The organism is Pedobacter faecalis, assembly GCF_030182585.1.
Taxonomy (GTDB): Bacteria; Bacteroidota; Bacteroidia; order Sphingobacteriales; family Sphingobacteriaceae; genus Pedobacter; species Pedobacter faecalis.
The window spans coordinates 628,312-646,770 of the sequence record NZ_JARXOW010000001.1 but is presented as its reverse complement, the minus strand read 5'-3'; the positions used below and the strand labels follow the sequence as shown (position 1 = coordinate 646,770).

Sequence of the window (18,459 nt, the reverse complement as noted above, 5' to 3'; positions counted from 1 at the left end):
AATAAAATAAATCATCTCCTGAATCAACCAATCTGTAAACCTAAACCAACCAAGTCATGAGAGATCAAGAGCACATTCCATAGTATAATTTGCAGAAAGCAAGCAAAATAAAAAACGGACACCGATGGCCGTCGGAGTCCGTGTAATGCTGCTTCAGAAACAATTAAACAATTATTTCGTGAACCGGGTGGTTGCCACATTCTTGAAAACAAGCAACACCCATAACAGACAAAGTAAATGTATAAAAATTATACTAGAAACTTATGTATGCCACCAGGCTACATACATAAATGGATATTAATTATGAAGTTAACCACACTCATATTAATCATATCGCTTATGCAGGTGAGCGCCGCCAGCTTTGGGCAGCGCCTTACCCTGATTGGCAACAACGTAAAACTGGAACGTATATTTAACGAGATCCAGAAACAAACCGGCTACGGCGTACTCGTATCAACAAGTAAGGTAGACACCGAGAAAGGCATAAAAGTAAACTTCAGAAATACCGCCCTGACGGACGTAATGGACCAGTTGACCAAAGGCAGCGACCTGGCTTACACCATTGAAGACAAGGTCATCGTCATCAAAGAAAAAACCCCTTCCATACTCGACAGAGTAATCGCCCGATTTCAAGCGATTGATGTACGAGGCAAAGTGGTGGACTCCCTAGGCAACGGCCTGCCCGGCGCCACCGTAAGCGTGAAAAACGGCAAAGGCTCTACATCTACCGATGCCGGAGGAAATTTTCAATTAAAGAACGTGGATGAAGGTGCTGTATTGGTAGTCAGTTATTTAGGGTATGTGACGAAGGAAGTGGCTGTGCACACAGGGACTATGACGGTGACGATGCGATTGAGTACAAGTAAGTTAGATGAGGTCTTGATACAAGCATATGGTGTTACATCCAGACGACTTAATACTGGCAATACCTCATCAGTAAAGGCGGTGGATATTTCAAAGCAACCGGTAAATAATCCTTTATTGGCTCTGTCCGGTCGTGTACCAGGATTAATAGTCTCTCAAGCAAGTGGGTTCTCTGGCAGTGGTGTTAGAATTCTTATTCAAGGGCAAAACAGTATTGGAAAGGGGAATGATCCTTTTTTTGTAATTGACGGTGTTCCCTACGTCTCACAACTGTTACCGAACTCTGGAAATGTCCTTGGAGTTTCGCAATCAGCAGGCGCTTCAGAATCGAATTTTGGAAATCCGTTGAGTTTCATTAACCCTAGTGATATCGAAAGTATCGACATTCTGAAAGACGCGGATGCGACTGCGATATACGGCAGCCGGGCGGCGAATGGAGCCGTTCTTATTACAACGAAAAGAGGAAAAGAAAGTGGAATGACAGTGGACGTCAGTTCGCAGTTAGGATTTGGCAGGGTCCCGCGAAAAATGGAATTACTTAATATTAACGAGTATCTAAGTCTGAGAAAATCAGCCTATTTAAATGACAACCTAAGTGTTCCAACTGCTCTAGATGGGTCGGACGTTTCGAATTATGACCTAACAATGTGGGATCAAACGAGAGATATTGATTGGCAAAAGGAATTGATAGGTCGTAATGCAGAATATCAAGATCAAAAAATCTCTTTATCTGGAGGAACAGACCAGATTCAATATCTCTTTAGTGCCGGCTACCACAGGGAGACTACAGTTTTCCCCGGAAACTTTTCAGACAAAAAGGGCTCTGTCCACTTCAACATGGCTAATAGTTCTAAAAATCAAAAATTTAAATTTAGCTTTTCTGGTACTTATGTCTCTGATGATAATAGATTAACTAGATACGATTTGACCGAGTACGCCATGACATTAGCTCCTAATACCCCAAGTTTGAAAAATAATGATGGGTCGTTAAATTGGGCGCCTAACTCTGAGGGCATTTCTTCGCTGGATTTTTTCCAGCCACTTGCGCTTTTAAATAATCGTTACGATAATAAAACTGTTAATTTAATCACAAGTAGTGATATTTCTTACCAAATTACGCGAAATCTTCGAATCAAAAGCAATTTTGGCTATACAAACCTCAGATCAGATGAGTTAGTCTCGAACCCGCTTTCTGCGATTGCTCCAGAAAATAGGGCTACGAGTACGAGGCGAGCAACATATCGAGATAACAATATCCGATCATGGATTGTAGAACCACAAATTGATTACCGACATGTTATATCAAAAGGTGTTTTGACTTCACTACTTGGAACGACCTTTCAACAAGTTAATAGTATTGCTCAACAATTGAATGGCTCAGGCTATAGTAGTGATGAAGTCCTTGATAATATCAACTCCGCAACATCTATTTCCACGCCGTTGGGCTCCACTATAAACTCTGTCTATAAATATCATGCTGTTTTCGGAAAGCTAAATTACAACTGGGAAAACAAGTACATCATTAACTTTACCGGGAGGTATGACGGTTCTTCGAGGTTCGGCGGTGCGAACAGCTTCCATGCTTTTGGAGCAATGGGAGCGGCTTGGGTATTCAGTAACGAATCCTTTTCAAAGGAACTGCTACCTTTTATCAGTTTTGGAAAACTGAAATTTAGTTATGGAGTGACAGGTAACGATCAAATAGGAAACTATCAATATCTCAGCCTATATGATAACATCAATCCTCCTATTTCATACAGTGGAGGGCCGAGCCTTATTGCAAACAGTATTGCTAACCCATATTTGCAATGGGAAGAAACCAGAAAATTATCCTTCGGAATTGACGTTGCATTATTTAATGACCGGTTGCTATTAGAGACGAACTACTATCGGAACAGGTCTTCGAACCAATTACTCGCGACAGCACTTCCATCCACGGCTGGTGTGCATTCGTTGACGATTAATTTACCAGCTAAGGTGCAGAATAACGGATTTGAATTCACAATAAATTCTACTGTTCTTAATTCTAAAGTATTTAGTTGGAAAACGGGTGCTAACCTCACTGTCCCTAGAAATAAATTAATTGAGTTTGAAAATCTTGAATCTTCAATCTTTTATGCTGACTATAAGGTCGGGGAACCAATTACCTTCAATCGCCTATATGATTTTGTTGGGGTAAACCAAAGTACGGGTTTATATGAATATCGGGATAAAGATGGAAACCTAATTAATGACCCAACTGTCAGCTCCGAAAACCTAACAAGGTTTGTAAATACATCACAGACTCTTTATGGTGGCATAAATAATTCATTTAGTTATCGAAGTTTCGCACTTGATTTCTTGTTTCAATTTGTAAGACAAATGGGGCAGAATTACTTTTATGGAAATGGCTTCCCCGGAGCGTTCAGTCCCGTAAATCAGCCAAGGACAGTTTTGAATGCTTGGAATGCCTCTAATAGTAACGCGCGCGTTCAAAAGTATTCAAGCGGCGATTTCGATGTATTAACTCCCGCATTCGCAATCTATAGCAGTAACGCGGTATGGGCTGACGCATCCTATATAAGGTTGAAAAACCTGTCATTATCCTGGGCAATTCCACAACAAGTTATTTCAAAGCTAAAGATGCGTTATGGGAAAGTGTTTGTACAAGGACAAAATTTATTAACCATTACAAATTACCAAGGTCTGGACCCGGAAACTAAATCAAGCCTTACTTTACCTCCATTAAGGGTAATCTCCACCGGAATCCAGGTTACCTTTTAATCCAACCGCCATGAGAACAAAATTGATCGTTATAAAAAAATGGATATTGTTGTTTACGCTATCAGGCTTACTAGTAGTTAGCTGTAAGAAGTTTGTTGAAGTAAATGCACCCTCAACGAGTACTAACTCAAGCATAGTGTATGCAAATGATGCAAGTGCGACGGCGTCTATAACAGGTATCTACACAAAAATGAGTCAAGCTGGCGCCAGAGTAGGTGTCACTGGGCTATCTTTCTTATGTGGACTTTCAGCTGATGAATTAATATTATTTAACGGGGTGACGGACGTTTCTCTACTAGCCTACTATAAAAACGAACTTACTAGTATAAACACCTCTAATTCGGATGTTTGGCTCAATACCTACCCGCTAATTTTTAACATCAACGCAGCGATAGAGGGGCTCGAATCGAGCTTGTCATTGAGCCCGCTAGTAAAGCAACAACTAATTGGGGAGGCAAAATTCATGCGTGCATTCTTGTATTTCTACCTTACAAATTTATACGGGGACGTTCCCCTAATATTGTCAACCGACTATAAGTTAAACAGCAACGCACCACGGGTTGCCCAGGAAACTGTTTATCGCCAAGTCGTATTAGATTTGAAAGATGCAGAATCGAAGTTAAGTACGGATTACCTCAACGCACAGCAAAAACCTGTATCGGACAGGACTCGTCCCAATAAGGGTTCTGCACAAGCATTACTAGCGAGAGTTTCTATTTATGTTGAAGATTATGTGCAAGCGGAGAAATATGCCTCTGAATTGATAAATAATAAAACAACATACGATACAGTTGATGTAAAATCTGTTTTTCTTAAAAACACTAAGGAGACAATTTGGTCCTTACAACCTGTAGATAATTTTATCAGCAACACATCGGAAGGAAGACTGTTTATTTTACCTTCACAGGGCCCAAGTGCATTGGATAATCCGGTCTATTTGAATAGGGATTTAGTCGAAGACTTCAGTACAATTGACAGAAGATTAATTAATTGGGTTGGCCGCGCGCAGGTCGGTATGGCGGAGTATTTCTATCCGTACAAATATAAAATTAAGGATCCATTCGCCGCCGTAAATGAATATTCAATAGTATTGCGTGTTGCTGAGCAATATCTTATCCGTGCTGAGGCAAATCTATATCTAGATAGGAACGAAGACGCCGTGCGCGATTTAAATGTTGTTCGTAAGCGTGCGGGTTTGCCGGGTATGATCTTTACTTCCAAAGAGGAACTACTTCAAGCCATTTCAGCCGAGCGAAGGAAGGAGCTGTTTTCAGAGTGGGGGCATAGATGGCTCGACCTGAAACGGCTTGGCCTTGTAAATGACATCTTACATGCGCGAAAAGGTTCGACATGGCAGTCAACTGATGAATTGTATCCAATTCCAGAGAATGATATGAGAAGAAATCCAGGCTTGGTGGGAAATCAAAACCCAGGCTACTAGAGCAATTTTGGTCCAATTAAGTTTTTAACACCTTTATAATCCAGCTGATGAGATACCTCGTTCGATTGCTTCTGTTGATCTTTTATTGTCATGGATATGCGCAAAAACCCTCACTTGACCAGGCGGCTTACAAATCCTGGCCTTCCCTAAATTTTAAATCAATTTCTAATGACGGCGAATACGTTAGTTACGAGATAAAAGAGGGCAACGATAATAAAAAATCCGTTTCTATAAATTCTACTACCAATGATTGGGCAATTAAAATATATACTAATGCGGATGCCGGTGAACCAATCTTTACTAATGATAGTCGCTTCTTCATATTACGTGTTTCTAGTGATAGTCTATGCGTGTTGAACACTCGAAACAAAAGCATACAGTATATCAGAGGCATAAAGGATGTTAAAGTTTCTAGCAGCACCTCAGTCATCGGCTACACTGAAAGGGAGCACACAACTTTGACGCTATTGAACTTAAAGTCGAACTCAAAGGTCAGAATGCACTCGGTTTTGGACTACCAATTTTGTGACAACGGTAATATGGTGTTGATAAAAATTAAAGATGAAGAGGGATCCAATAAAACGTCATTAATGCTCTTAAGCTTAACTACCGGAAAGAGCCAACGGGTCTGGACGGGAGATGAGATTCTTACCATGACTTGGAGCGGTGATCAAAAAAGAATCGCCATTCAGGCCAAGAATAAGCAGGACGAGTTTCATAGCTTTTGGCTATTTACACTTGGTGATACTGCCGCAAGATGTATAACGAGCAGCGCCGTAATTCTTCGAGATTTTCAGGACATGGAGATTGAACGTATTGAGGGTTTAAATAATGAAGGGCGTTTTCTTTTTCTATTGATGAGAGAGCGAACAGTAGAAATTACGAAACAACCTTCGGATGTAAGTTTAAATGTGTGGAGTTATTCTGATGAAAAGCTCCAGAGTCAACAATTGACTGAACCTGAAATTCGCAGTTACAGATTTGTCTTCGATATAAAGGATAGGAAAATGTTGAGACTAGAGGGCAGAAATGATTTCATTCAGGACTTCAATATGAACCAACAAGCTTTTCTGATAACACATTACAACGGGAACGTGGGCTCTGGAGAGGCTGACTGGAATATCGCCGGAAAGAAAGACTACTACATTCTTAACTTGCCTGAGGGCAGTAGAAGGCTGATAAAAAGGAACACAGACTTCAAATATAGAATATCGCCAGGAGGCCATTTTGCCATTTACTATGATCCAGACGAAAGCTCATATTTCAGTTATGAATTCGAAAATCAACGCCTAACGAATATTACGAAAGGATTGAATACAAAATGGTACAGCAGCGATAAACCTGGGAAACCTTTTGGATTATACAATCTAGCAGGTTGGTATTCGGACGATAAAGCTTTGCTGATATATGATGAGTTCGATATCTGGCAACTGGATCCCTCTGGTATTCGCCCTCCAAGAAACCTAACAAACGGCTATGGACAAAAGACAAAGACGGTTCTGCGCTTCGCTAGTGAGAGCGAGGGGCAAATCGATACAATAAAACCGTCCTTGCTGGCCGCGTTCAACCAGAATAATAAGCATAATGGTTTCTACTCGATGGTACTGAATAGCGACCGAGATCCTGAACGTTTAGTTATGGGGCCATTTATTTTTGATATCAAAAGCAACCCATATATACCTGACGGTGTTAACTTTTCCGTTCGAAAATCGTTGAATAATGATGCGTTCGTTGTTCGACGAATGAGTGCAAGTGAGTTTCCTAATCTATTCTTTACAAGAGATTTCAAGAACTTTCGTCAGCTTACGTTTTTGTGTCCTCAAAAACAATACAACTGGTACCGAACCGAGTTACATACATTTGGGTTAGAGGATAGTATCATGTCGAAAGGGGTTCTTTATAAGCCAGAGAATTTTGATCCCAAGAAAAGGTATCCCGTTATTCTGACCTACTATGAGAGAAAATCGGATGGCTTGAACGCTTATTTAACACCTGAGGATCTTTCGAACGGATGCTCAATAAATATCCCGACCTATGTTAGCAGTGAATATTTAGTATTTGTCCCGGACATATATTTTCAAGTTGGTGAACCCGGCGAAAGCACCCGAAAATATGTTGTCTCCGCAGCCAAATATTTGGCTAAGCTTCCATATGTGGACTCTGCAAGGTTGGGAATCCAAGGATGTAGTTTTGGCGGGTTTGAGACTAATTACCTGGTCACACACACAAATCTATTTTCTGCAGCATGCTCTGCTTCGGGAATTTCAAATTTCATTAGCGGCTATGGTAGTTTAGCCGGCGATGGGTCTGTGCTTCAAAATATGTACGAATCTACATTTTGGCGGATGGGCTTTACTCCATGGGAAAAACCCGAATGGTATATAAATAATTCTCCGATTTTCAAGGTCAATCAAGTTTCTACGCCGTTATTAATGTTTCATACTTCGGTTGACGGAGTATGTCCTTTTACCCAAGCAATTGAACTATTTACTGCACTTCGCCGTCTTGGTAAAAAAGCCTGGCTGTTAGAATATAACGATGGAAACCATGGGGTTGAGGGAAATTCAGCGAAAGACTTCGCAATTAGAATGCATCAATTTTTTGATCATTATTTGAAAGGTAAACCTTGCCCAAGGTGGATGCTACAAGGAATTCCTGCCAACTTAAAACGTATTGATTTAGGCTTGGAGCTTGATTCATCTGGGAAAACACCAGGCTTAGGGCTCACTAGAAGTGAATATTAATATAAAAGTGAATTGCACTTTATTATAACAATAACAGACCAATCAAAATTTTGAAATGTATAATGAAAAATAAATCAAAGTTATACCGACTCCTATTTCTGGCTATAATGCTTGTATTTCTAATGTCAAGCGCCCCCTGTCAATGGACAATTCGTCCAGCTCGCTTACAGACTAAATGGGCAGATAGCGTTAGCGCGATTAGGGTCTCGGCTGCCTATCCACGACCCTTGTTGGAAAGAAAAAAATGGACAAATCTTAATGGATTATGGAAATATGCAATCACCGAGATAGGTTCAAAAGAGCCATCGGAATACCAGGGTGACATACTGGTTCCTTATCCAGTCGAGTCTAGTCTTTCTGGTGTTGCTCAGTCACTCTTTCCAAATCAAAATTTATGGTATAAGAGGAATATTGTCAAACCACAAGTTAACCATGGTGACAAAATTTTACTCCATTTCGGTGCCGTAGACTGGCAGGCAACGGTATATATTAATGATAGGCAAGTCGGTATACATAAAGGTGGCTATACGGCTTTTACTTTTGACATTACGGATTTTCTCGATGAGGGTATCAACGAGCTAAAAGTTAAAGTATACGATCCAACCGATCAAGGTGTAGGACCGCACGGGAAGCAAGCTTTAAACCCAGCGAATATTTATTATACTTCAAGTAGTGGCATTTGGCAGACCGTGTGGTTAGAAACTGTCCCCGAAAATTTTATAGAAGACCTAGTAATAACACCGGATATTGACGAATCGTTGGTTCGCATTAAGGTCAATTCACAATGTGACGCGCCGGTTACGGTGCGCGTAGCAGGAAAGGAAATGATTGGTATCACTAACACTACACTCAGTGTTCCAATAGATGATGTTCGACTATGGTCGCCCGAAAGCCCATATTTGTACGATCTCCAAATAACGATGGGGAGTGATCAGGTAAAAAGCTACTTCGGTATGCGTAAAATAAGTATTGGCAAAGATGCCAAAGGTTTTGATCGCATACTCTTGAATAATAAGTATATATATAACCTTGGAGCGTTGGACCAAGGCTTTTGGCCTGACGGCCTTTATACAGCGCCCAATGACGATGCATTGCAATTCGATCTTAAAACGATCAAAGCCATGGGCTTTAATACAGTTAGGAAGCACATTAAAGTGGAACCTGCAAGATGGTACTACTATGCTGATAAGTTGGGGGTTATGGTTTGGCAAGACTTGGTTAATCCAAACCAAGGGTTACCAGCCGGATCAAAGGAAGAGTTTGAAACTGAAAGCCGAGAGATCGTTAAACAGTTATATAATTATCCAAGTATAACTGTTTGGGTACTATTCAATGAAAAATGGGGGCAGTATGACCAAGAGCGTCTTACTAACTGGCTTAAAGCGCAAGATCCGACCAGACTAGTAAATGGACACAGCGGCGAGTACCTTTATGTAAATGATCAACTAAGAAGCCCTAGTTCAAATGCTTATGTGAATGCCGACATTACCGACGTGCATAGTTATCCCAACCCGAGGTTGCCAGAAAGACAAACGGGTAAAGCATTGGTCTGTGGTGAATTCGGGGGAATAGGAGTTTCGGTGCCGGGGCATCAATGGGATGATTTATCGAGCTGGGGATATGTGGAAGTAACGGCGAAGGAACTGGATAGCATTTATGATACGATGGTTAACAATCTAAAAGAACTGGAAGCTCAGGGGCTATCTGCTAGTATTTATACTCAGCCGTTTGATGTTGAAGGTGAGGAAAACGGTCTTATGACATATGACCGCAGGGTTCTTAAAATACCAATTTCTCGGCTCAGAGAAATACATAGTCAGCTTGTAGGCGTAGACAGTTTAGCCTATAAAGAAGATGTAGACGCAGGTGTTGTCGATAAAGAAGATAACGATAATCGATACACAGAATTTCAAACCCAATTTGAGACAGGAAAACGGGATAGCGTTTTTTTAAGAAGACTGACCCTCATCGCAATGCGCAAGCGAGACGATATATCTGTAATGAAGTATGCGAATGCTTATTTGAATGTTGTTAGAAACTTGTTTGCCCGGGACAACTTTAGATTCATCGTCACGACTACTCGAAGAACCGAAAGCATCGGATTCAGGTTTCTCATGAACAACCGCGAAGAAATAAACAAACGTTTTGGAAATGATGTATCGGAACGAATATTAAGAAGAATTATCGGACAGAATGAGCTTGATCATTTGATGGCAAATAAAGATTTCGAGCCCAAGTGGATCGACATATCAAAAAAGCTTAAAACACGGTATGGTGATATTGGCGTGGAAAAATATAACGGTGCAAGGATGATATGGGCATGGGAAAAAGCAGACTGGAAGACGTTTAGCGTCTCATTCAAGAAATATTATTCGGTCGCCCATTCCCGCAGTGAATATAATATTAACAATATGGCTTGGTCGATTTTTGAGCACATAGCTGATCGAGAAGCGATTAACATCGCAATCTCTGTTATGGAGAATGGCGTTAAGACGTTTGCATCGAATGACTTTGAAGAAATCGATACTTATGCAAATCTACTTTATAAAGCAGGGCGCGTGGGAGAAGCGATTAAGTGGGAAACTAAAGCAGTTATATTATCTAGGAACCGGGATGAAATTGTAAAAACACTAGAAAAAATGAAAAAGGGTATTCCGACCTGGGAGGTAACTAAACAAGTGAAGTAAAGTTTATGACGAAATCTAATCTATCTCCCTATACCGGCACGCCGGTGGAAAACCTTCTAACTTACCTCCACTCAAAGTGTAAACTAAGTGACACCTTTGATTCCAGCATCATACCGATGCTGGAATCTACCAAACATGATAAGCTATACCGCAGCGCGAAGACTGACGGCGTTCTGCTTACTGCATACTGGATTGATGAGGGCTATAGTTATATGACTGAAGCTGGGCTTGATCGGGAGGGTTTGCCGGTGACGCATGTGACGGATATTTTTCCGCCGAAGATGATCATGCTGCATAGTGATGGTTTCTTTAATGGCAAGGCTACAAAGGCGGACATGTTTGTGGCGAAGGGTGCTGTTTCGATTCCTTTTACACGGGAGGCTTTTGATGTGCTTGGCTTAACTGAGACTGGGGTGGATAAACTGGCTACCTGCATCTTGGCGGAGAATTCGGACTTTATGATGGCTAAGCTGAATATGATGAAGCTTAGGGGGGATGCGAAGCTACGTGCTTTGGTGGAGTTATATGGGATAGGGGTGATGCAGTATTTTGCCCAGAAGCAGCTGGCGGATTTCTTCGGGATGACGGAGGTGCATTTTAGTAATGTGCCTAAGTTGTTTTAGCTGATGTAAATAGTTTACATTTGCTACAAACGAAAATAGTTGTTCATAAATATGACTAATATTACTAACGAAGAGTTGACCAGATTTCGTAGCCAGACTGCTGGCTGCTCCGGAGTGGTGCATTTTAATAATGCTGGTGCTTCGCTACCTCCTGACTGCGTTACTGATGCGGTTGTGGAATATTTGAAGGAAGAAGCGTTATTTGGTGGTTATGAAACTGAATCGAAATATTCCGGTAGGCTCAACGAGGTATATAGCCTGGTAGCGGAACTGATAGGTGCGGATAGGGATGAGGTAGCTTTGTTTGAGAATGCAAGTGCGGCCTGGCAAACGGCATTCAAAGGGATCGCACTTGAGGCTGGCGATGAAATTATAACATCGGAGTTGGAATATGTCTCTAACCTGATAGCTTTGGCTGATATCCGAAAGAAGGGTGTTAAAATTATTGTAATAGACAATGATGCGGAAGGCAATTTTCCCTTACAACAGCTAGACGCTTCGATTAGCGCGAAAACGAAGCTTATCGCTGTAACGCATATTCCTTCATCTGGAGGCGGTGTTCTCCCTATAAATGATATCGGAAAAATTGCCGTTAAACATGGGGTATTGTACATGGTAGATGCTTGTCAGACGGCTGGCCAGTACCCTATTGATGTTAAGGCTATCGGGTGTGATATCCTTTCGGCGACTGGACGGAAATACATGCGCGCGCCGAGGGGAACAGGCTTCTTGTTTGTTAAAAGGGAGGTGCAGAATAAGTTGACACCAGTGTTAACCGATTTTCTGGCCGCTGGTAATGTTAGTCTGGACGGGTATATCTTGCGAGATGATGCACGCCGTTTCGAATTATATGAGAAAAGCCGGGCGCTTGCCATTGGTCTTGGAAAGGCGGTAGATTATGCCTTAGCGATTGGTGTGGATCGAATTTGGCAACGCGTTCAGCACCTGGCTGATTATGCGAGAACCGTTCTGACAACTGTGCCTGGTGTAACGGTTCATGACAGCGGTGCTGTGAAGTGTGGCATCGTTACCTTTTCAGTTAGCGGTTTCGACAGCATGTTGGTCAAAAATAGGTTGACTGAAAAGGGAATCAATGTGTCTTTTGGTGGGGCACAAGCCACGCCCATCTATATGGAAAACAATCAGCTTCAAGGTATTGTACGCGCCTCTATTCATTACTATAATACTGAAGAAGAGGTTGATGTTTTGGTTGGTGCCTTAAGAGAGCTTTTATTTGATAAAAACATCGTATAGAATGCCACTGGTCATTGTGAACGAGTGTCTATTCTCTATAGTTTGTTTTAAATTTCTAATAATCATTACTGAACCAAATCCTCTAATATTATGATAATATAGGATTTAAATCCCGAATTATTATGGTATTATGGGATTTAAGGTTGATGCAAAGCTCGCGCATTTAGTAATGTGCTTAAGCTTGTTGTATGACCTGTGATAGTATCATATGATACTATCACAGGTAAATAAAATTAAGTTATATTATAAGTACACCGGGCGGGTTGTTGTGCATAAGGGTGGTGAGATCCTTTTCGCTGAACCCGGCTTTTATCAGTGCTGGCTGCAGTGTGGTTTGTATGCTGGTGTATATGGTATCGTTGTTTTTACGGTAGGCTTCAAAACTTATTTTCCCTTGATTGTTTACCACGGCAAATCCATCGTCGTGCGAGAGGATGACTTTATTGAGCAGATTTTGTTGCTTTAGGTTTTGCAGGAAGGTGATGTACTTTTCGGTTTCGGCCGGACTGTATCCGTCGAGACTGATCCAGCAGCCGCGTTTGGCTAGTTGCAGATGGTAGTTGCCGCTTTGGTCGTTTTGCGCATGCACCCAGATCATGGCTTCGAGGTCTATGCCTTCGTTTTGCAGGAGATCTGCTTCTGCTGTTGCGGCTTCGCCATTGCCGGTGTGTATGAAAATTTTTAGCCCGGTTTGTTTGTGTGTAATGGCTGCGGCCTGGATAAGTTTGCGCTCTACGGGTGTTAGGGGTGCGTTGCCCACGCCGAGTTTGATGAAGCCGGGCTTGATGCCGGTTCCTTCTATGCCGTTTTTGTATTCGTTGATCCAGCGCTGGGCGAGTTGTTGTGCGCTTTCGGTATGTGCGTGTGGAGGCAGGTACTTTTGGTTAACGGCGGCGTAGTAACCGGTGTTGGTGATGATGTGCAGGCGGCTTGCTTCGGAGAGTTGTTTGAGCAGGATGACATCGCGACCGATGTATGCAGGTGTGCATTCTATAATGGTGCCTATTCCGCTGGCTTTTATTTTTTTGAGATAGGGCAGGGCGAACTGAAAGGCTTCTTCGCGGTTATACTGTGGTGTTTCTTGCCCGGCCCCGCTGAAGTCGGTAAAGATGTGTTCGTGTGCCAGCACTTTGCCCAGGCGGAACGGGCTTACGGGTCCCCAGACGGTCATGACCTGCAGTTCTTTAGTGTTGAGCGTGAGTACCCCGATGGCTGAGAGTTTGATGAAGTGGCGGCGGTGCATAGTTGTAAAGATATGGTATTAAATTTTTTTAATTGGCTTCGCTTGGCGGGATGGTTAAATTCAGGATACAAACCTTTTTGTATGATTAAACTATCTTATCATGGCGTCTCTTTTTATGTCTATCAAAAATGTTCAGGTTCTTACTGAACTTTCTGCAAGTGCTGCGCAGCGCAGGCTTGCCAGGGTGAGGGCCCATTTTGGCCTGAGCAAGTATCAGCCGGTGTCGGTTATGGATTACTGTATGTATAACCGGTTGGATATCGAGTATGTGATGAAGCGTTTGGAGAAGGGGTAACGAAAATTTATTTGGATTTGTACTTTAATTGGGTAATTTTATTTAACCAATTTATAAACCCATGAAAATTAAGTACGCTGCGCTGCTTTGGGGGCTCTCTCTGCTGGCACTCTCGTGTAAAGATGATTCTAATCCTGGAGAACCGGAAAACCGTGAAAAGATCCAGTTGCTGACTAAGATGACCCGGACGTCATCGAATGGATCGGTAACTGTTACCACCTATGCTTATGACGATAGGAACCGGCTGATTTCTTCTACTTCGGGTAATGCTAAAACGTCTTATTTTTATGGGGGTGATTTGCTGACCTGGACTGAGCTGGTTGATGGCTCGAGGCGTACGGTTACGGACATTTCTTACAAAAATGGTCGTATCGACTATACGCAGGCTCAGGGCTCTGAGTTCAGGTATTATCATTTCTATACTGATGGCAAGCTAACAGCGGTTGCCCGGCGTGATGCTGGTCCGCTGGCCTGGGAAGACATTCTTTTTGAATATAACGGGGATAATGTAAGTAAAAAGACGAGTATCGATAACACTAAAGGTGATAAACCCGAATATAGAACAGAATATACTTACGATGATAAAAAGACGATTCATTATCATACCCTGCTGGCGTACCCGATGATTATGGGATTGCCTGGTGGACCTTACAGTAAACATAATGAGCTGACGGTGAAAGTGAGTAACACGTTAAGTCCCATAACTACAACGACAACAAACACCTATACTTTTGACGCCAATGGCTTTCCGACGACTTTATCGAGTTCGTCTGTGAACTCGGTAAACAATACCGCGACGGTGACTAAGTATGTATATGAGTATGGGATGTTTTAATTAAGCAGGCGATTGTTGCTGTTTCCTATCAGTTGATATCACATGTTGCCGCTTTCTTGTGGTTTGTTTTTCAGCGAGTTAAGTTTGATTAATTAATTAAATGTTTAACTCCTAAATGATGAAATCATGGGAATTCAAAAATGGGGAGCCTTTGGTGGCTTCCGAAAGAAGGCGGGCAACCTGGTTGGCCGCCGGGTGAATGGCCAGAACGTGATCAGTCAGCTTCCTCACGAGAGTGAGCGACCGCCTACCGAGGCGCAGCTGAGCGTTAGGGCGATGTTTAAACTGGTGGTCACTTTTATGAAGTGGATCAGCCCGTTGATCAAAGTTGGCTTTCAGCATGCTGGCAAGCCGAAGCAAACGCCGTTTAACGCTGCCTTCAGGTACAATTTCGAGAATGCGGTAACTGGCATGTATCCGAACTGGGAAGTTGATTATCCTAAGTTCATGTACAGTGTTGGTATGCTCGGCAATTCCGACAGTGCTTCGGTGGTTGCGGATACTGCGGAGCAGCTGGATTTTTCCTGGGACGCGGTTCCTAACACGTCTATTGGCTCGGGTACCGACAAGGCCACGCTGCTGGTTTACAATCCTGTAAAGGACAGGTTTGTGATGCAGGCGGATGCTGCGCTGCGCTCTGCTTTGCAGTACACGATGGCGATGCCCGCTAATTTTGGCGGGGATTTGGTTCATGTATGGATGAGCTTTGTTTCGGCTGATCGTAAAATGGCCAGCAACACGGTGTATCTCGGGGAGATTGAGATTGTTGCGTAATGGAATGCGGCTGGGCGTGGGCCTGGCCGCATTTTTTTTTTATTTAAATACCCAGTAGCCCAGGGCCAGCCAAACGAGTCCTTTGATCAGGAAAAACATGAAGCCCCAGAAGCCCACTTTTTTCAGCCACTTCATGATGGCTGCCTTTCTATCGGTACTTGGTTGCGTATTCATCTTATTATTGGTCTGCTGTTTACAAAAGTAAGTAATTTTTGGGTTTGATGTTATTGCCCTAGTTCTATAAGGACTTCGTGAGGCAAAAACACCGGCCGCAGTGTACTTGGCTGCGTGATAATGTCTGCACTGATTTCGAATACTTCATAAATGTTCTTACTGGAGAGTATTTCAGCCGCCGAACCGTCATACCATTTTCTTCCGTTTTTTAGCATCAGGATCCGGTCGGCATATTGTGCGGCCAGGTTAATATCGTGGAGCACAGTGATCACCATATATCCTTTTCGACTGAGCATTTTGGCGATGGCGAGGGTTTGCTGCTGGTACTGGAGGTCGAGACTGGCCACGGGTTCGTCCATGATAAGCAGTGCGCCGGGTACATCCCAGATCTGCGCCAGCACCCGGGCCAGTTGCACGCGCTGCTGCTCTCCGCCGGATAGTGTGAGATAAGATCGCTCTGCCAGCACTGTAGTTCCGGTGAGTTCCATGACCTGGCTGCAAATCTTTCGGTCCTGCGCGACGGTCGTTTGTCCGCGGTGCGGATAGCGGCCCATGCTGACGATCTCTTCGGCCGTAAAGGCCATACTCACGATATTTTGCTGGTTGAGCACAGCCTTGTTGCGGGCCAGCTCGACGGACTTGTATTCGGCAAGGTTTTTTTCATGGAGTGTGATCTGACCTTCGCTGGGTGTTTTTTCTCCGCTGAGCATTTTGAGCAAAGTCGACTTCCCGGCACCGTTTGCGCCCAGGATGGCGAGCAGTTCGCCGCTGCGCAGGCTGAAGGACACGTTCCTGAGAAGTGGACGCTTGCCAATATAATAACTGAGTGCTTGTGCAGTAAGCATTATACAATGAGTTTTTTCTTGTCCTTAATAAGTATATGCAGAAAGAGCGGCGTGCCGAGTAATGCAGTAACCACACCGATGGGTAGCTCTATGGGTGCTATAATGGTGCGACTGATCATATCGGCCAATGTGAGCATGACTGCGCCAAGCAGGGCAGAGGCGGGCAGGACATGCTTATTGTCGACCCCGATGGCCAGCCGCACCGTATGCGGCACGAGCAAACCCACAAAGCTGATGATGCCCGAGACGGCGACTGCTGCGCCAACGGCCATGGTAGCCAGAATAACAACGTTTCTTTTAATGACATGGGTTTTAAGCCCAAGCTGTGCGGCCTGGGTTTCACCAAGGGCAAAGGCATTGAGGGCTTTGCTCATGCCTGGTAAAAGCAACAGCGGAATGAGGACAAAGGGAAAGAGGGCGGCAACGGTCTCCCAAGTGGCGCCGGCTAAGCTGCCGAGCATCCAGAAGGTGATGTTGCGCAATTGCTGATCATCGGCCGCAAAGGTGATTAGCCCCGTGAGTGCACCTGCCAGGGCATTGATGGCAATGCCGGCCAGCAGCATGGTGGCGATGTTAGACTTTCCATCGTTTCGTGAGATCTGGTAAACGGCCATAGCAGCGAGCCCGGCTCCTGCAAAGGCGCCAAAGGCAAGTAAATAATAGCCGAAGAGGCTGCTCAGACTTGCCAGGAGTGTGGCTTCGAGCACGATAATGATGACGGCGAAGAGGGACGCGCCTGCGGAGATGCCGATGAGTCCGGGTTCGGCAAGGGGGTTGCGGAAAATGCCTTGTACGGCCGTGCCGGAGATGCCCAGGGCAGCGCCGACGAGGATGCCGAGAATAACACGCGGCAAACGGATCATGCTGATAACGCCGGTGTATTGCTCGGGGATATCTTGGTTTGCGAAGATACCGGTTTTTTGTGCCAGGATGAGCAGTATGTCGGACAACCCGATTTTAACGGCGCCAAGGCTCATAGAGACGAGCGCTGAGAGGACCAGGGTAACGATCAGGAAGGTATAAAGGCTAAGTTTTTTTACCATTTGGCGTTCAAAGCGGTGATGGCTTGTCCGAGCCTTACGGAGAAATTTGTCAGCAACTCGCTGTCCATTTCTATAATACGTTTGTTCTTGCCAGCATTGGTGAGGTTCACTCCAGGCATTTTAAGGATTCCGGCCGCTCCGCCCAGACTTTTATGGCCGAAATCGAACATCAGGATGATATCGGGATTGGCGGCTACCAGGGCTTCTGTAGTATAGGGTTTATATTTGCTGAAATTGCTTGCTGCGTTTTTCGCTCCGGCCAGTTTGATAATGGCATCTATGCTGGTTTCTTTGCCGGCGACCATCATAACGCCGGTGCCCCTGGCGTAGAGGAACAGGACTTTCGGTGATTTGGGATTGCGCTTTACTGTTTCGAGGGCCTTGTTGACCTCTATTGTAGTTCTTTTGATGAGTTCTTCGCCTTTTGCAGGGTTGCCAAGCGCTTGCGCTACCTGCCTGATGAAGTTCACGGCGCCTTTGGGGCTGTACTCCTGATTGATGACGATGAGTTTTACGCCGGCCGACTTAAGCTGGGCTTCTGTTTGTTTGGAAATAAGCCCGACTGGTGCAAGCACCAGATCGGGCGAGAACGAAATAATACCTTCTGCAGAGACTGCCCTGTCATTACTTACTTTCGGTACTTTGTTGATGTACACGGGGTAGGCGCTGGTGACGTCGGCAGCAACAATTTGCGCGCCGTATCCCAGTGCATCTACGGTTTCGGTAATCGGACCACTTAAGCTGATGATCCTTTTAGGTGCTGCAAATGCCGATTGGATTGTCAGCAAAGCAAGCAATAGGGCAGTATATAATTTGTTCATTGTGACTGCAAAGGACGAGTTAATTAAAATGATTCCAAATAGCGGGAAGGGAT

The 18,459-nt window shown here is 43.9% G+C and carries 14 protein-coding genes; 9 read left to right on the top strand and 5 right to left on the bottom strand.

The window, feature by feature from the left end:
- The first annotated feature begins 339 nt into the window (after positions 1–339).
- From QEP07_RS02830 to QEP07_RS02805, 6 genes are all read left to right on the top strand, one after another.
- A complete protein-coding gene (locus QEP07_RS02830; RefSeq protein ID WP_285008437.1) occupies positions 340–3,627 on the top strand; it encodes a SusC/RagA family TonB-linked outer membrane protein in 3,288 nt (1,095 codons plus the stop codon).
- 10 nt (positions 3,628–3,637) lie between these two features.
- Positions 3,638–5,068, top strand: coding sequence for a RagB/SusD family nutrient uptake outer membrane protein (locus tag QEP07_RS02825; RefSeq protein WP_285008436.1), 1,431 nt, complete (start codon positions 3,638–3,640; stop codon positions 5,066–5,068).
- A 47-nt stretch (positions 5,069–5,115) separates the two neighbouring features.
- Positions 5,116–7,812, top strand: coding sequence for an alpha/beta hydrolase family protein (locus QEP07_RS02820; protein ID WP_285008435.1), 2,697 nt, complete (start codon positions 5,116–5,118; stop codon positions 7,810–7,812).
- Between the two features lie 230 nt (positions 7,813–8,042).
- Positions 8,043–10,499, top strand: a complete 2,457-nt coding sequence (locus QEP07_RS02815; RefSeq protein WP_285008434.1) for a glycoside hydrolase family 2 protein — start codon at positions 8,043–8,045, stop codon at positions 10,497–10,499.
- A 5-nt stretch (positions 10,500–10,504) separates the two neighbouring features.
- Positions 10,505–11,122 (top strand): hypothetical protein, encoded by a 618-nt coding sequence (locus tag QEP07_RS02810; protein WP_285008433.1) that lies wholly within the window; start codon positions 10,505–10,507, stop codon positions 11,120–11,122.
- A gap of 51 nt (positions 11,123–11,173) precedes the next feature.
- Entirely contained in the window at positions 11,174–12,376 is a 1,203-nt protein-coding gene (locus QEP07_RS02805) for an aminotransferase class V-fold PLP-dependent enzyme (RefSeq protein ID WP_285008432.1), read from the top strand.
- A gap of 238 nt (positions 12,377–12,614) precedes the next feature.
- Here the strand turns inward: QEP07_RS02805 and QEP07_RS02800 are convergent, their stop codons facing one another.
- Positions 12,615–13,619 (bottom strand): phosphotriesterase family protein, encoded by a 1,005-nt coding sequence (locus QEP07_RS02800; protein WP_285008431.1) that lies wholly within the window; start codon positions 13,617–13,619, stop codon positions 12,615–12,617.
- Positions 13,620–13,719: 100 nt separating this feature from the next.
- Between QEP07_RS02800 and QEP07_RS02795 the strand changes: the two genes are divergently transcribed.
- The 3 genes from QEP07_RS02795 (at position 13,720) to QEP07_RS02785 (ending at position 15,523) form a co-directional block, all read left to right on the top strand.
- Complete coding sequence (locus QEP07_RS02795) at positions 13,720–13,914, top strand: hypothetical protein (protein WP_256005698.1); 195 nt, start codon at positions 13,720–13,722, stop codon at positions 13,912–13,914.
- Positions 13,915–13,975: 61 nt separating this feature from the next.
- Entirely contained in the window at positions 13,976–14,749 is a 774-nt protein-coding gene (locus QEP07_RS02790; RefSeq protein ID WP_285008430.1) for a hypothetical protein, read from the top strand.
- Positions 14,750–14,875: 126 nt separating this feature from the next.
- Complete coding sequence (locus QEP07_RS02785; RefSeq protein WP_256005700.1) at positions 14,876–15,523, top strand: DUF6266 family protein; 648 nt, start codon at positions 14,876–14,878, stop codon at positions 15,521–15,523.
- A gap of 39 nt (positions 15,524–15,562) precedes the next feature.
- Here the strand turns inward: QEP07_RS02785 and QEP07_RS02780 are convergent, their stop codons facing one another.
- The 4 genes from QEP07_RS02780 to QEP07_RS02765 are packed head-to-tail and all read right to left on the bottom strand — an operon-like array spanning position 15,563 to position 18,406.
- The gene (locus tag QEP07_RS02780; RefSeq protein ID WP_256005702.1) at positions 15,563–15,697 is read right to left on the bottom strand and encodes an alanyl-tRNA synthetase; all 135 of its coding nucleotides are present in this window, start codon (positions 15,695–15,697) and stop codon (positions 15,563–15,565) included.
- A 50-nt stretch (positions 15,698–15,747) separates the two neighbouring features.
- Positions 15,748–16,542 carry a heme ABC transporter ATP-binding protein gene (locus tag QEP07_RS02775; RefSeq protein WP_285008429.1) on the bottom strand — a complete coding sequence of 265 codons (795 nt, stop codon included), beginning with the start codon at positions 16,540–16,542 and terminating at the stop codon, positions 15,748–15,750.
- Positions 16,542–17,585 (bottom strand): FecCD family ABC transporter permease, encoded by a 1,044-nt coding sequence (locus tag QEP07_RS02770; RefSeq protein ID WP_285008428.1) that lies wholly within the window; start codon positions 17,583–17,585, stop codon positions 16,542–16,544. Before QEP07_RS02770 ends, QEP07_RS02775 begins: the two co-directional genes overlap by 1 nt.
- Positions 17,579–18,406: a heme/hemin ABC transporter substrate-binding protein gene (locus QEP07_RS02765; RefSeq protein WP_285008427.1), complete on the bottom strand. Its 828-nt coding sequence runs from the start codon at positions 18,404–18,406 to the stop codon at positions 17,579–17,581. Before QEP07_RS02765 ends, QEP07_RS02770 begins: the two co-directional genes overlap by 7 nt.
- Between the last annotated feature and the right edge of the window lie 53 nt (positions 18,407–18,459).